11 protein-coding genes and 1 other RNA gene are annotated in these 14,227 nt (G+C 37.3%); 2 read left to right on the top strand and 10 right to left on the bottom strand.

Translation table 11 applies throughout. From position 1 onward, the window contains the following. Window position 1: 1 nt before the first annotated feature. From MCS_RS03880 to ettA, 10 genes are all read right to left on the bottom strand, one after another. Entirely contained in the window at window positions 2–1,423 is a 1,422-nt protein-coding gene (locus tag MCS_RS03880) for a UDP-N-acetylmuramoylalanyl-D-glutamyl-2,6-diaminopimelate--D-alanyl-D-alanine ligase (protein WP_004855863.1), read from the bottom strand. Beyond that, window positions 1,420–2,871 (bottom strand): UDP-N-acetylmuramoyl-L-alanyl-D-glutamate--2,6-diaminopimelate ligase, encoded by a 1,452-nt coding sequence (locus MCS_RS03885; RefSeq protein ID WP_004855865.1) that lies wholly within the window; start codon window positions 2,869–2,871, stop codon window positions 1,420–1,422. The genes MCS_RS03880 and MCS_RS03885 overlap by 4 nt, the downstream gene beginning before the upstream one ends. Before the next feature lie 20 nt (window positions 2,872–2,891). Then, the gene (locus MCS_RS03890) at window positions 2,892–4,634 is read right to left on the bottom strand and encodes a peptidoglycan D,D-transpeptidase FtsI family protein (RefSeq protein ID WP_004855866.1); all 1,743 of its coding nucleotides are present in this window, start codon (window positions 4,632–4,634) and stop codon (window positions 2,892–2,894) included. Next, a complete protein-coding gene (ftsL, locus tag MCS_RS03895; protein ID WP_004855868.1) occupies window positions 4,634–5,038 on the bottom strand; it encodes a cell division protein FtsL in 405 nt (134 codons plus the stop codon). Before ftsL ends, MCS_RS03890 begins: the two co-directional genes overlap by 1 nt. Beyond that, entirely contained in the window at window positions 5,035–6,033 is a 999-nt protein-coding gene (gene rsmH / locus MCS_RS03900) for a 16S rRNA (cytosine(1402)-N(4))-methyltransferase RsmH (RefSeq protein ID WP_004855870.1), read from the bottom strand. The genes ftsL and rsmH overlap by 4 nt, the downstream gene beginning before the upstream one ends. A 272-nt stretch (window positions 6,034–6,305) precedes the next feature. Continuing rightward, window positions 6,306–6,696, bottom strand: an RNA gene (gene rnpB / locus MCS_RS07965) — RNase P RNA component class A. 86 nt (window positions 6,697–6,782) lie between these two features. After that, a complete protein-coding gene (locus tag MCS_RS03910) occupies window positions 6,783–7,298 on the bottom strand; it encodes a lytic transglycosylase domain-containing protein (protein ID WP_004855872.1) in 516 nt (171 codons plus the stop codon). Window positions 7,299–8,241: 943 nt separating this feature from the next. After that, a complete protein-coding gene (locus MCS_RS03915) occupies window positions 8,242–8,631 on the bottom strand; it encodes a hypothetical protein (RefSeq protein ID WP_004855873.1) in 390 nt (129 codons plus the stop codon). Window positions 8,632–9,910: 1,279 nt separating this feature from the next. Beyond that, on the bottom strand, window positions 9,911–10,849 hold the full coding sequence (locus MCS_RS03920; protein ID WP_004855874.1) for an ArsR/SmtB family transcription factor: 939 nt from the start codon (window positions 10,847–10,849) through the stop codon (window positions 9,911–9,913). A 355-nt stretch (window positions 10,850–11,204) separates the two neighbouring features. Continuing rightward, complete coding sequence (gene ettA / locus MCS_RS03925) at window positions 11,205–12,854, bottom strand: energy-dependent translational throttle protein EttA (RefSeq protein ID WP_004855876.1); 1,650 nt, start codon at window positions 12,852–12,854, stop codon at window positions 11,205–11,207. 157 nt (window positions 12,855–13,011) lie between these two features. Between ettA and MCS_RS03930 the strand changes: the two genes are divergently transcribed. Together MCS_RS03930 and pncA are read left to right on the top strand one after the other, a co-directional pair. Next, complete coding sequence (locus tag MCS_RS03930; RefSeq protein ID WP_004855877.1) at window positions 13,012–13,548, top strand: hypothetical protein; 537 nt, start codon at window positions 13,012–13,014, stop codon at window positions 13,546–13,548. A gap of 48 nt (window positions 13,549–13,596) precedes the next feature. Beyond that, window positions 13,597–14,205 carry a bifunctional nicotinamidase/pyrazinamidase gene (gene pncA / locus MCS_RS03935; protein ID WP_004855879.1) on the top strand — a complete coding sequence of 203 codons (609 nt, stop codon included), beginning with the start codon at window positions 13,597–13,599 and terminating at the stop codon, window positions 14,203–14,205. The last annotated feature ends 22 nt before the right edge of the window (window positions 14,206–14,227 follow it).

Raw genomic sequence — 14,227 nt, forward strand, 5'->3', positions numbered from 1 at the left:
ATTAGAGAGGAACTACTTTATAGCGCTCAAGCAGTGCAGCCACAATATCTGATGAATAAAGGCTACGGGATGATTTAATCATAAGCAAATCCCCATTCGAAATTTCTGCAAAAAGAAGCGGTAAAATTTTTTCAGTATTTTCAGCATAATGAACCTTAACGTATGCAGACAGATCAGTAGCTAAAGACTTCATTGCCTCACCAAATAAAAAAACTAAATGAGCACCAGAAAGACAGATTGGTTTTACTAAATCACGATGGAGTTTTTCACTATAAGCTCCTAATTCAAGCATATCACCCAAAAGAGCAATCCTCCTACCACCAATACCAACTGGCCCTGTAGCAAGCAAATCAAGAGCAGCACACATAGATGCGGGATTAGCATTATAACTTTCATCAATTAAATGGAATTTTCCCCCACTTGGTAAAGATAGGCAATAACGAGCACCACGGCCTTTTTGAAGAGAAAAATGACTCAATGAATGTGAGACATAAGCTAAATCAACACCAATAACATCACAAGCAGCAAGAACAGCTAAACTATTTTGTACAATATGTCGTCCAGGAGCGCCAATTTTAATGACCTTATCTTTTCCCCTAATACGTACAATCGTAGAGGAGCAATCCATGGAAAGATGTATTTCCCGTGCTTGATAATCAGAATTTTTAGCCTCCCCAAAACTGAAAATCTGCTTCACACCACATTGTTTTGCCCTTTGGACTAAATAAGAGAAAAAATCACTATCTGCATTTAAAAGAACTACCCCCTCATCATCTAATCCTTCAAAAATTTCAGCTTTTGCATCTGCTATTTCCTGAAGATTTTTGAAAAAACCCATATGTCCCGCAGCAATATGGGTAATCAAAGCCACATGCGGGCGCACCAACTTCACTAAAGGGCGAATTTCATCTTTATGATTCATTCCAAGTTCAAAAATTCCATAATCACTCTCTATGGGCATACGTGCTAAAGTCAGCGGAACTCCCCAGCAATTGTTTAAAGAAGCAAGATTCGCATGAACCTTTCCAACAGATGCAAGCGCATGTTTTAGAGCTTCTTTTGTTGTTGTTTTACCCACAGAACCTGTTATCGCTATAATTTTAGCTTTTGAACGCTTTCGTGCTGCTTGTGCAAGTTTTTCTAAAGCTTGCAAAACATCAGGAACAACAATCATTGGAGCAGATATTTTCTCCATTTCTGCCAAACGATTTTCTGCAACAATAAGAACACCCGCTCCTCGTGCATAGGCTTGCGCAACAAAATCATGACCGTCCAGATGATGCCCTTTAATACAAAAAAAAATATCACCTTCTGCAAGAGTGCGACTATCAATAGAAATACCAGAAAAAAATTCTGGTATACAACCAATTGCACAACCATTAATTGCTGTTATAAGTGCTTGTTTATCCCATAAAGCTGTCATTTTTTCCGTTCCTGTAAAGCATCAATCGCTTTTAAACGATCGGAAAAAGGATATGTTTTTTGCCCTATAATCTGACCACTCTCATGCCCTTTTCCAGCAATAATCAATGTATCTCCAGCTTTAAGCAGCCCCACTGCATAAGTAATAGCTTCACCACGATCTGCTATTTCTATTGCTTTTGGTACAGCTTGTAAAATATCTTTACGAATTTTTTCTGGTTTTTCAGAGCGAGGATTATCATCAGTTACAATAACAACATCAGCCTTATTTTCTGCAATTTTTCCCATCAAAGGCCTTTTTCCTTGATCACGATCACCTCCACAACCAAAAACAAGGATTAAACGTCCTTGCGTAAAGGGACGAACAGAAAGCAATACCTGCTCTAAAGCTTCTGGTTTATGCGCATAGTCTATATAAACAGGAGCATTATTTTCTGTCTTTCCAACCAACTCTAAGCGTCCAGGTGCTCCTTGCAGAATTTCAAGCGAAGCAAAAACCTTATCGGTAGAAACACCTGTTGCAATTGCTAGTCCTGCCGCCATAAGCGCATTGGTCACCTGAAAATCTCCCGCTAAAGGCAGATCGAATGTATAAATATTGTTTTCCACACGACATTCAACACACTGTTTTGAACGTTGATGTTCAACACGATTAATGGTAATAAATTTTCCTTTACGGCCTATTGTTAAGACACGACGACGCGCTTGTGTAACCATCTCAATAACCTGCTGCGAATACACATCATCTGCAAAAATCAGAGCGGGAGCGTTTTGGGGTAAAAGTGTGTCAAATAACCGCATTTTAGCATGCAAATAATCTTCAATACATGTGTGATAATCCATATGGTCACGCCCTAAATTAGTAAAAGCAGCTGCTGCTAAACGCACCCCATCCAACCGGCATTGATCAAGCCCATGCGAAGATGCTTCAAGAGCTGCATGCGTAACACCTTCATTGGCAATTTCATAAAGTAAACGCTGTAAAACCACCGGATCAGGTGTTGTCAAAGAAGCATAATCGTTCCGATGCGGAGAAACCAAACCTACCGTTCCTATACTAGCAGCACATAATCCAACATGAGCCCAAATCTGTCGAACAAACGAGACAACTGATGTTTTACCGCTTGTACCTGTCACAGCCACAACCATCTTGGGTTGAGAACCATAAAAACGCGCAGCCGCCATTGCTAAACTATGACGAACATCACAAACACGTAAAAAGGGAACAGATAAATTTTCAAGAACGACATTATAATCTGTAACGATTGCAGATGCACCACGTCTTATAGCATCATTGATGTAATGCCTTCCATCACCTTTGTTTCCTTGAAGAGCCACAAAAACATAACCCGGAAAAACTTGTCGAGAATCCGCACTTATTCCCGTTATTGCCATTGAAGCAAGACGATCATTTTCGATACATTCTGTAAAAACTTTTCCAAATAACATAACACCACTTTATCTTAATTTTACCATTGTTTAACTAAATTTGAACTGTTCTTTGTGCTTAAAATAGGTTCATATTCTTTTTTGAAATCTGGTTTTATTCCAAGAAAACTAGCGGAACGTCGGACAATATTGGAAAGCATTGGTCCAGCATTAAATCCTGCAGTTGCTGAACGCTGTCCATCCTCAGGTTTAGGCTCATCGATGATTGTTAAAACAATATAAGAGGGATTCTCAATAGGAAAAGCAGCAAGAAAACTATTAAAATTTTTTGTTTTAGAATATTTTCCATTTTCAACTTTTTCAGCTGTTCCTGTCTTACCACCAATACGATACCCTTCTACTTTTGCGTGACGCCCAGACCCAATATCACTATTTAATTTATAAAGATAACGCATATTTTGACTCGTTTTGGCATGCAAAACCTGTTTTGCCTGTTTTAAAGCTTGTTCTTTTGTACGTTTTAAAAATGTGGGAGCAATCAACCAACCACCATTCATTAAAGCAGCAGCACCTACTGCCGTTTGCAAAGGCGTTGTTGCCATACCGTGTCCAAAAGAAATTGTCATAGAATGAATATCCTTCCAATGACGTGGCACAATAGGATGAGCAACTTCCGGCAATTCTGTTGTTAGTCGATCAAGTAAACCAAGTCGTTGCAAAAAACCACGATGTTCATCAACCCCTACTGCCAATGCCTCCTTAGCAGAACCAATGTTAGAGGAATAAATAAAAACCTCCGATAGCGTTAGAGGACGATTTTTCCCATGAAAATCATGAATAATGTACCCACTACTTGCTTGGATTGGTTTTGAAGCATCGATCATACTGTCTAAATGAAAAATATCTGAATCAAGTGCCATCGCGGTCGTAAAACTTTTAATGATAGATCCCATTTCGAAAGTTCCAGCAGTCATCCTATTTAAACGATCACTTTTCAAAGCATCAGCAGGATTTCCGGGATCAAAACTAGGAACAGAGGCCATAGCAAGAACTTCACTCGTATGAATATTTAAAATAACAGCTCCTGCTGCAATTGCTTTATAACGCTTCATCGCTTTAATAAGTTCATCATGCACAATTGTTTGAATACGCACATCAATGGAAAGCTGAACTGGTTTCAATAAAGATTCAGTTGCAAGTCCAGCAGCACGCAGAACACTCAAACCAGCATCATCAATATATTTCTCCATACCTGCTATACCTTGGTTATCAACATTAACCATGCCGAGAATATGCGATGCCACAGATCCACTTGGATAAAAACGACGGATTTCAGTACGAAAACCAATTCCAGGAATACCAAGAGCCATAATTTGCGTCTTTTGCATTGGTGTTAACCCACGTTGAATCCAAGAAAAACTAGACTTTCTTTTTAGGCGTTTATAAGTTTCCTGCCAATTGAGATCGGGCAAAACTGTTGAAAGCAATTCAATTGTTTCATCAACATCAATAATGCGCCGTGGTTCAGCAAAAAGAGAATAAGTTTTTATATCTGTTGCCAATAAACGGCCATTACGGTCAATAATATCAGGCCGTGCAGTCAATTGAAAAATTCCTGGACCTTTTGCTTCTTCAATCTGCCCACCTTCAAATCCATAAGAAATAAGACACGCCCCCATGATGCCATACAAAATAAGAAAACAGAACAAAGAAAAAAGCAAGCGTGGACGACTAGAATATAAACGGCGAACGGAAAGATTAGAAACTTTTAACGGATTATTTAAACGCTTTTTCTTCTTTGAAAAGGAAAGTAAGGACTTCATCACCGCACACCTTGTGGAACAATACCATTCATCTGAAATGTACGATTATTTGCCAAAATATCCTTATTCTCCTCCAAAAGATTTTGTTTAATAACTTCTTCAATTGAATCGTATACCCGTACTGGAATATCTTCTAATTCCACAATTTGGCGAGGCTGAATAATTTCTAAACCAAGCTCTTTTTGATAACGATTTACGAGTTTTTGCATACGTGAAGGCTCTATCATAACAGCCCATTCAGCATAAAGCAAACTCACCATATTTTTTTTTGCAGCAATTTCACGTTCAAGACGTCGAACTTCGCTCATTTGTTTTTGAACATCATATTTCACCTTATAAGTAAGACCTGCCATACAAATCATAATCATCACTAAAATCATATCAAATGTACGAAAAACTGTCATTTTTTGCAGCCCTCAAAACTGGCAATCTCTGCTAAACCAAATAATTTCATATCTGCAGCGTGACTCTCTACCTCCGTACGAATCCCAATACGCAATCTCGCAGAACGCGAGCGAGGATTTTGCTGTAATTCCTCTTTAGTTGCCGTTACCCCTCCTTTAAACAAAGGAAAAAATGTTGCTGGAGTTGTCTCTATTTCAGGAAGATAACGCGATCTCATATGCTCTCCTGAACGGACAGAAAAAAATCTTTTGACCATACGATCTTCAAGAGAATGAAAACTCACAACTCCCAAACGTCCTCCTGCTTTTAAAACGCGTTCAGCAGCAAATAAGCCGCGTGCAAGTTCGCCAATTTCATCATTCACATACATACGCAGAGCTTGAAATACACGTGTTGCAGGATGAATACGATCTCCCGGTTTACGCCCTACCAATGCCTCAATGGCATTGGCAAGATCACCTGTACGCAAAAAAGGCTGAACACAGCGACGTTTCTCAATCATCCGTGCAATGCGCCCTGCGTATCGTTCTTCTCCTAATATCTTAAAAATTCGTGCTAACACATCACTTTTTAAATGATTTACAACATCACTAGCAGTAAAACCAGTTTGCGCCATGCGCATATCTAATGGACCATCTTTTTGAAAAGAAAATCCTCTTTCAGCTTCATCAAGCTGCATCGAAGAGACACCAATATCTAAAATAACAGCATCCACCTTCTCTTCAACAACGCGGTCCAACTGTGAAAACTCCATTTGTATCAAACGAAGCCGTGGAAAAAATTCATCAACAAGCGCTTGCCCTACACAAATTGCATGAGGATCACGATCAAGAGCAAGAACCTCTGCACCCGCATTTAATAGAGCGCGCGTATACCCTCCAGCACCGAAGGTGCCATCAATTACTTTTGCTCCTTCCAATGGTACAAGGCCAGCTAAAACTGACTGTAATAACACTGGAATATGGCGCTCAGCTCTATTACTCTGTTCTATCAAAATAGTCCGTCTTGATTTATGCTTTTCCAAATCAATAAATAACCATTAATGGCAAATGATATTGTGAAATATCCAAACTTCAACTCTTACCTCTATACAATGATGAAGCGCAAGCTAACCCAATACGCATCGTAATGCATTATAATTAAAGAAATATTATGATTTCATTACAAACATGCTTTTATTTGAATACACACCTCAAAAAGGTGCTCTCTCAACAAAACGCACAAACAATGCTTGGTTAATTATAAAAAATATCGCATTAATTATGAAATATCAGTCGGCCTGTAAGCCGGGTTCTGTATGGTAAAGCTTACACTCTACGTGGCAACCATTCATCTGGGACGGATGTTGCCATCCGCCTCATGCAACCTACCCAAATGACTCGCCCGGAAACCGGCTGCAAGCTAAGCCTTGCGCGTCATTTCTATTCGGTCTTGCTCCCGGTGGGGTTTACCTTGCCACATTCATTACTGAATGCGCGGTGGGCTCTTACCCCACCCTTTCACCCTTACCTATAAAAATAGGCGGTTTGCTTTCTGTGGCACTTTCCCTAGGGTCGCCCCCGCCGGGTGTTACCCGGCACCGTCTTTCCATGGAGCCCGGACTTTCCTCACCTGCCGCCTTTAGGCATTGGACAAGCGCGGCTGCCCAGCCGACTGACACACCATTTATAAAACATTTTTCATCAAGTGAAAATAGCACTCTCAAGATATTTTATAGAAAACACATCACTTTCAAGATCATTTTTATTTTAATGAAGCCAGATAAGTTTTCACTTTTAAGCAATATTTTGCCGAAATAGAATTCATTTTTTTTGCAGCATGACCTGCATTATATTTAAGGATCGTGCCACACGTATTCCCACCACTTAGTTTATATGCCCGCGCCAAATAACGCATACCATATTCAAGATTTATCGCAGGATCATAAAGATCTTGCACAGAACCATTAAAACCCAACCCTCGCGCTGTAGAAGGTTTAATTTGCATCAAACCTATTTCGCCAGCAGCTCCTTTTGTACGTGCTTTATAATTACTTTCAACACTTACAACAGCATGAGCCAAATTAACAGGAACTTTATATTTATTCGCAAATTTCTGAATAAGCGCCTCATAAGGGCGAGCATGCATTTTAATTTTAGAAGCAATAATCACAGGCTCCTCACTTGAACCTGCAACATTTAACACGGTGTGCGCCAAACTTATATTAAACAAAAAAAATACAGCACATGCTGCACTTAAAAGAATTTTAAAAAATTGCATTTTTCTTCTCTTCATTAAGTCATTCTCAAACCCTAGCCTCTCTGGCTTTGCAAAGATATTGTACAGAAGAAAAAAGCCAAAGAAGGGCTTGAAAATGGAAATATTAAGACAATTTTAAGATAACTTCTTGCATTATAAACAATTGCTCAACTTACACATTATAAATTTCTAGTTTTTACAAAATAAAGAAACTATAATACATGTTTTACATACTAAAAAAGATGTATCATATTCATAATATGATATACTATACTAGCAATAAATATGTCTTATAGACAACTAAATTCAGAAAATAAAAACAACACTGAAAAGTATTTTATTATTTTTATATAAATTGCTAAACTCTTCTCAAAAGCAATTTCCTAATACAAACAGCAGCATAAACTGAATTTTACCAGATATCTGCCAACATCACAGAAATCTCACAAAAATAGGAATGCCCTCAATTCTCCCAATAGAGGATAAACAAAAACTATAAAATTCGCGCAAAATACCAAAGTGATTTATCTAAATTAATCATTTTACGAACAGCACATGAATATGCACCAACATATTTGTTTTGACTGTATAATACTGCTTAATAATTATCACTTCTCTCTGTTTTAGAGCTTCTATAAAGAAAAATTATAAACGCCCTCAAATACAGATTAACAAAAATTTATATCACTCATCGTAATTCAAATATTTTCTCACACACGATATGATGTAACCATTTCTCATTGTCTGACGCGATTTCACCTTCAGGTATCATATATAATGAACAAAAATCTCAAAATCCGAAAATAAGGAATACTTCACATACTCACCCATCTCCCATCCTCGTATAATATCAAATCAAAAATGGGAACATAATTTACTTGTGCATCTTTCAAAATTCCACAAACAGCACCAAAATATTCTCCTCTAAAACCGTAAATGTCTTCCTTAAGAGATAAAAAAATGATTAAAAATAAGTGTTACCAATGGAAGGATTAGAAATTGCTTTTAACATAGCCATAACAACGGCTTCCCCCAATTTGCGCGCATCTTCACCGCTCCGCCCCTCCGCAAAAGCAGCAGAAACTATATTTCGACGTATTTGTTCAATAAACTTCTTTTGCTGTTGCGAACTCATCTTAGAAAGACTTTCCACAAGATCTGGCCAAGATATTACCAGCCTCTCTATAAGTACTCCCTCTGTTACATTACCTCTATAAGAAATAGACCCATGAGAAGAAAAAGATTTATTAAACAAAAAGTTATAACCCGCAATATTCCGAGAAACAAAAAGACTGGCCCAAAAAATCAAGAATACAAATAAAATAAGCATGATACGACGCCAGAAAAATGCCATTCTATCTCCCCTAAATACTACAACACATAAAATACGCCGCTCATTTTGTGTTTTCTTCAAAGCTGAATAAAGAAAAAATTTTTCTTATATTAAAACATTAGGATAGTAGTAACTGTCAAAAAAACTTTTACGCACTATATACCACAAAATATCAGTGTCTTAAGCACTTTAAAAGTTCCTTTAAGATACTTCACCGAACTTTAATAAAAACCCTGAAAAGCCTGGCTGAGGAAATCCTCAGCCAGGCCAGACAATCTAAGGGATCCACGCGGGGGGGGGGGAGGAGGTTCCCTGATTGTCCTCTCACACCAACCAATACAGCCGATGTAATACCCTGCTATGGAATAAAATGTTCTAAACAACAAGAAATCTTATCATTCTTCACGAAAAAAATGTATAAAAAAAATCATAAATCGCTCAAAAGTGGAAAAAATTAGGCAAAAAATATTTAAAATGATCCAATTTGAAGCAACTTTATTCCGCCATGCACAAATTAAGAATCTATACACATCATAATTTTTATAATTATTTTTTATAAAAATCAGCTATTGTAAAAGTATTCAAAATACAAATGATATATACGAATTATCTCCCATAAAAGAAAAATATATAAACGTAATCGTTCCTTGTTCAACAGTTTCCACTACAAAAATCAAACTGTATATTTTTGAACCGTTTAATTATTGCATAAAAAAATAGAAAATATATGTGCTTATGCACAAACATAAATTACTCTGCTTAAAAAGATAAACAAGCATAACCACAATGGGAATACAAAACCTTGACTGTTACCATGACAATTTTTGAAAACCATCATTCAAATTTCTTAAACTGCCTTTATTATCAATTCTATCCTCGACTAAATGACTATCATGAACATACTAGAGCTTTCAGCCCATTTGTTCCAAATCATAGAGTCTCGTATTCCACAATGACAGCATACTGTTTTGTAAATGAGCAATAAACTTCAGCATTATCATAGCAAACAACAATCAGTGCGAATATTATTCTTCCGCTTTTTCTTACCTAGAATCCCATGAAAACAATAAAATACGAATTCCTATATTCTCTTAAATGTATACGTTAAATGACTGCCGTATAATTTGTTTTTTAAAATAGTATTCATTATACCATCTATACGGCCCATATAGTGAGGCACCAAACAGTACTATATAAAACTATAATGCCTGCATAAAAATAACAGCGCTTTACGAAAAGCATATTTTTGTAGCTTTAACTGAGAAAAGTTATAATAATAGAAAAAATTGTGTAGAATTTATTATACAAATTCTACTACTTTATTTTTTATATCATCCACCAATAAACGTGGATCACGAGCAAGCCAAATCTTAACTTTCAACCCTTTGTTGTTTTCATTTTGCATCGGAAAAAGACAAACCGTTTGTTCTAGAATCAATCCAGAATTTGTAAGCCACTGTTCTATTTGTAAATCTGAAAATCCAAAATGCATATGGTAATGATGAAAATATGAAGACTTAATTTCATGACAAACAAAATCCACAATCAACAAACGTCCTTGAGGACGCAAAACAGCAACAATGTCATTAAGCGCTTTCTGAGGGTTCTCAAGAAAATTCAAAACCCAATGAAAAATTACCAAATCAAAAATTGTATCTCCAACAGATAAATGCAAAACATTGCTATCAAGTGTGATTTCAACAGCATGCCTATAAAGATCCGAGAACAATTTTAAGGAAGAACCTGTGCCTATACCAATATCCAGCATCGTCTCAAATGGTTTATCACCAATGATCTGGCATAAAGCACTTTCCACAATGTGATCTGCAATAGAGGATAACCGCAACGCATCCCACTGCGCTATATTTTTGGAAAAATATTTTTCTTCCTTTTTTCGGTACTGTTTCTTAACCTCCAGCAACCGTTCTAAATCATGCGCTAAAACCAAATCATGCTCTGGTAAAGCTGAAATAACAGCCATCACAATACCATTATCCAAATGACCACGAGAAAGCTTAAAATAAACCTGTTTTTCCTCTTGACAACGCTCAATTAATTGAGCCTCGCATAATAAATGCAAATGCCGCGATACACACGATTGTGACTGGTCAAGAATAAAAGCAAAATCTGATACTGTAAAATCCCCATGATACAAAAGCGCAAGAATACGTAAACAGCTTGTCTCTGCCATCGCTTTCAGCTGCACAATTACCGCATTCAAACTTGCTTTTTTTTCCATAAATATTCCTTAAGATACAAATATACACATTTGTTTATACTTACAGAAAGTCAAGCGGAAGAGACATATATTTTATTTACTGCTTTTCTATAATAAGGTAAAAAATAGGCAATTAAGAAAGAATGAATGACAAACTTCTTTCTATTATAATTTAACAAAAAATAACAAATCCGGTACACCCTAGCATAGTGAAGTATGTTATTTACACTATGCTAGGTATGATGAGGATTATGTATTTTTTTATCTAAAATATAGTGGATGCAAACTTTACAATACAGGACGCCTCCGCCTTTAAAAGGTGGAAACAATACGGCTATCCTTTCATATTTTTTCAGTCAAGCTCAAAATAAACAATTTAACGTGTCAGTGGTTTATAATTTACACGCTTAAGATGAGCAGATTCAGTACCAAAACGACGAATTTTATCAGCCTCGTATTCAGCAAAATTACCTTCAAACCACTCCACATGTCCATTCCCCTCAAAAGCCAAAATATGTGTTGCCAATCGATCAAGAAACATACGATCATGTGATATAATCACTGCACAACCTGCAAAATTTTCCAAGGCATCTTCCAATGCACCCAATGTTTCAGTATCAAGATCATTTGTAGGTTCGTCAAGTAGAAGAACATTGCCCCCCTCTTTCAGAAGCTTAGCTAAATGCACACGATTGCGCTGTCCTCCTGATAAGGAAGCCACCTTTTGTTGTTGATCTGCACCCTTAAAATTAAACGCTCCACAATAAGCACGACTATTTATCTCATACTTACCTAATTTAATAATGTCGTTACCGCCAGAAATTTCCTCCCAAACAGTTTTATCACCCACCAAAGAATCGCGACTCTGATCGACATAACTCATGTGGACCGTTTCTCCGATACGTATCTGACCTGAATCCGGCTTTTCTTGCCCCGTTAACATTTTAAATAGGGTTGATTTTCCCATACCATTCGCCCCAATAACTCCAACAATTCCACCAGCAGGCAACTTAAAAGAAAGACCATCGATTAACACACGTTCACCATATGCTTTGGAAAGATTATCAACATCAATAACAACCTGCCCTAATCTTTCACCAATGGGAATAATGATTTGTGCTTCTCCAGGACGGCGCTCATTTGCCGCCTTAAGCAATTCATCATAAGCTTTAATCCGGGCTTTTGACTTCGCTTGACGTCCTTTTGGGCTAGATGCAATCCACTCTTGCTCACGGGACAAGGCGCGCTGACGAGCAGCCTCTTCACGACCTTCTTGTACCAAACGTTTGGCTTTAGCAGCTAAATAAGCAGAGTAATTCCCCTCATAAGGGATACCTTTACCGCGATCTAATTCTAAAATCCAACCAGTTACATTGTCGAGAAAATAACGATCATGTGTAACCAATAGCACCGCACCGGGATATTCACGCAAATACCTTTCAAGCCATGCCGTCGTTTCGGCATCCAAATGGTTTGTTGGTTCATCTAAAAGCAATAAATCAGGTTGCGACAAAAGTAATTTACAAAGCGCAACACGCCGCTTTTCACCCCCTGAAAGTTTGTTCACATCTTCATTCCCTGGTGGACAACCAAGAGCAGACATAGCCATTTCTACTTGACTTTCTAAATCCCAAAGGTTCTGGCTGTCGATAATATCCTGAAGTTTTGCACTTTCATCCGCTGTTTCCTCACTGTAATTCATCATCAATGCATTATAACGCTCCAAAATTGCCTGCTTATCCGCCACACCTTCCATAACATTACCGCGCACATCTTTACTTGTATTAAGGAGAGGTTCTTGCGGCAAATAACCACAACGCGCTCCCTCAGAAAGCCATGCCTCCCCTGTATATTCCTTATCTAATCCTGCCATAATGCGTAAAATGGTTGATTTACCTGCACCATTGGGCCCCAAAATACCAATCTTCGCATCTGGATAAAAAGACAAATGAATATTCTCTAAAATTTTTTTATTACCGTGAGCCTTGTGGAGCCCAGCCATATGATAGACAAATTGACGTGCCATAAGTTTCTCTTTATGTATTGTGTGGTATTAAAAATTAGGACTTTGAAAAAAGTACTTTTTTAAACTGTGCAACAAACAGCATGCGCATTGCATCACAAGCTTTTCACTTTATACTGATACATTTTTCTTGATCTCACAAGTCCCACTACGGTTCTGAATGCAAAAAAACGTCACATCGAAGAGCAAAAAGCACATTTTTTTAGCTGTACCTGAAACCTGCTATCGAACATCGCCTCTTTTTTCTATACCTAATACAACAGTGTGTTTTTATCGTATTAAGCCAACTTACCAATGCAATATAGTTCCACAAAAAAAAACCATTCTCTATGCCCCTTCTTTTTTTTCTTTGTGGGCTTTACAATACGCAATAGAAAATCCCTCCCTTTTCTCATCACTTCTGTGTCATGGAAAACAATGGACTTCATCCCTTGCTTTGATATGGCTCAAATTGCGTTTACAAAATGACCAACGCCTTATGGGCTCTGATGTCCCAAGTCCGATAATTATGAAAGCGTTGAACAAATATGTAGCGATTGGTAGCCATAATGCGCTACCTATTGGAACTTGGTTACAATACGCGAAAAACTATAAAACAAATTATAAAAACTTATCTATTCCCCTTTTTTGGCTTGATAATTATAAAAGTAATACCAATATCCATGCGATCCTCTCAAAACTTCAAGAGGAAACATAATATTTTAAAGGATAATACCAAAAGTAAATCTCCTACAGGAATATATTTATGGAAAAAAAAGCCTTAATTGTCATTGATGTTCAAAATGACTTCTTACCAAACGGGGCACTAGCAGTACCACAAAGTGATATCATTTTACCGGCTGTCAACAATCTCATAGACCATTTTGATCATGTCATTTTGACTCAAGATTGGCACCCTAAAAAACATTGCAGCTTTGCTTCTTCTTACCCTGAAAAAAAACCTTATGATACGATCAATCTTGACTATGGTCCTCAGATTCTTTGGCCCGATCACTGTGTACAAGGAACAAAAGGAGCAGAGTTTCATCCATCTCTCAAAGTTGAAAAGGCGCAACTAATTCTTCGAAAAGGTTATAATCAAAAAATTGATAGTTATTCCGCATTTTTTGAGAATGATCAAAAAACACCAACAGGCTTAGAAGTTTATCTCAGAGAACATGCTTTTACAAAGCTAGCAATGTGTGGTTTAGCAACCGATTTTTGTGTTGGATTTTCTGCACTTCATGCTGTACGATGTGGCTTTAAAGTTAGCGTTTCGTTAAATGCCTGTGCTGGTATTGATCTAAATGGATCTCTTAATGCAATGCTTAAAACTATGAATGAAGCTGGTATAGAACTTTTAATGATCTCCTAACAACTCTCTTTATTCCTATCAT

The organism is Bartonella doshiae NCTC 12862 = ATCC 700133, assembly GCF_000278155.1.
Lineage (GTDB): Bacteria > Pseudomonadota > Alphaproteobacteria > Rhizobiales > Rhizobiaceae > Bartonella > Bartonella doshiae.

What these genes read in the sequence shown, in the direction of transcription:
- ftsL (WP_004855868.1), bottom strand. Translation starts at nt 5,038, where the DNA reads ATGACAGTTTTTCGTACATTTGATATGATTTTAGTGATGATTATGATT.
- pncA (WP_004855879.1), top strand. Translation starts at nt 13,597, where the DNA reads ATGGAAAAAAAAGCCTTAATTGTCATTGATGTTCAAAATGACTTCTTA.
- MCS_RS03920 (WP_004855874.1), bottom strand. Translation starts at nt 10,849, where the DNA reads ATGGAAAAAAAAGCAAGTTTGAATGCGGTAATTGTGCAGCTGAAAGCG.
- MCS_RS03910 (WP_004855872.1), bottom strand. Translation starts at nt 7,298, where the DNA reads ATGCAATTTTTTAAAATTCTTTTAAGTGCAGCATGTGCTGTATTTTTT.
- ettA (WP_004855876.1), bottom strand. Translation starts at nt 12,854, where the DNA reads ATGGCACGTCAATTTGTCTATCATATGGCTGGGCTCCACAAGGCTCAC.
- MCS_RS03885 (WP_004855865.1), bottom strand. Translation starts at nt 2,871, where the DNA reads ATGTTATTTGGAAAAGTTTTTACAGAATGTATCGAAAATGATCGTCTT.
- MCS_RS03880 (WP_004855863.1), bottom strand. Translation starts at nt 1,423, where the DNA reads ATGACAGCTTTATGGGATAAACAAGCACTTATAACAGCAATTAATGGT.
- MCS_RS03890 (WP_004855866.1), bottom strand. Translation starts at nt 4,634, where the DNA reads ATGAAGTCCTTACTTTCCTTTTCAAAGAAGAAAAAGCGTTTAAATAAT.
- MCS_RS03930 (WP_004855877.1), top strand. Translation starts at nt 13,012, where the DNA reads ATGCAAAAAAACGTCACATCGAAGAGCAAAAAGCACATTTTTTTAGCT.
- MCS_RS03915 (WP_004855873.1), bottom strand. Translation starts at nt 8,631, where the DNA reads ATGGCATTTTTCTGGCGTCGTATCATGCTTATTTTATTTGTATTCTTG.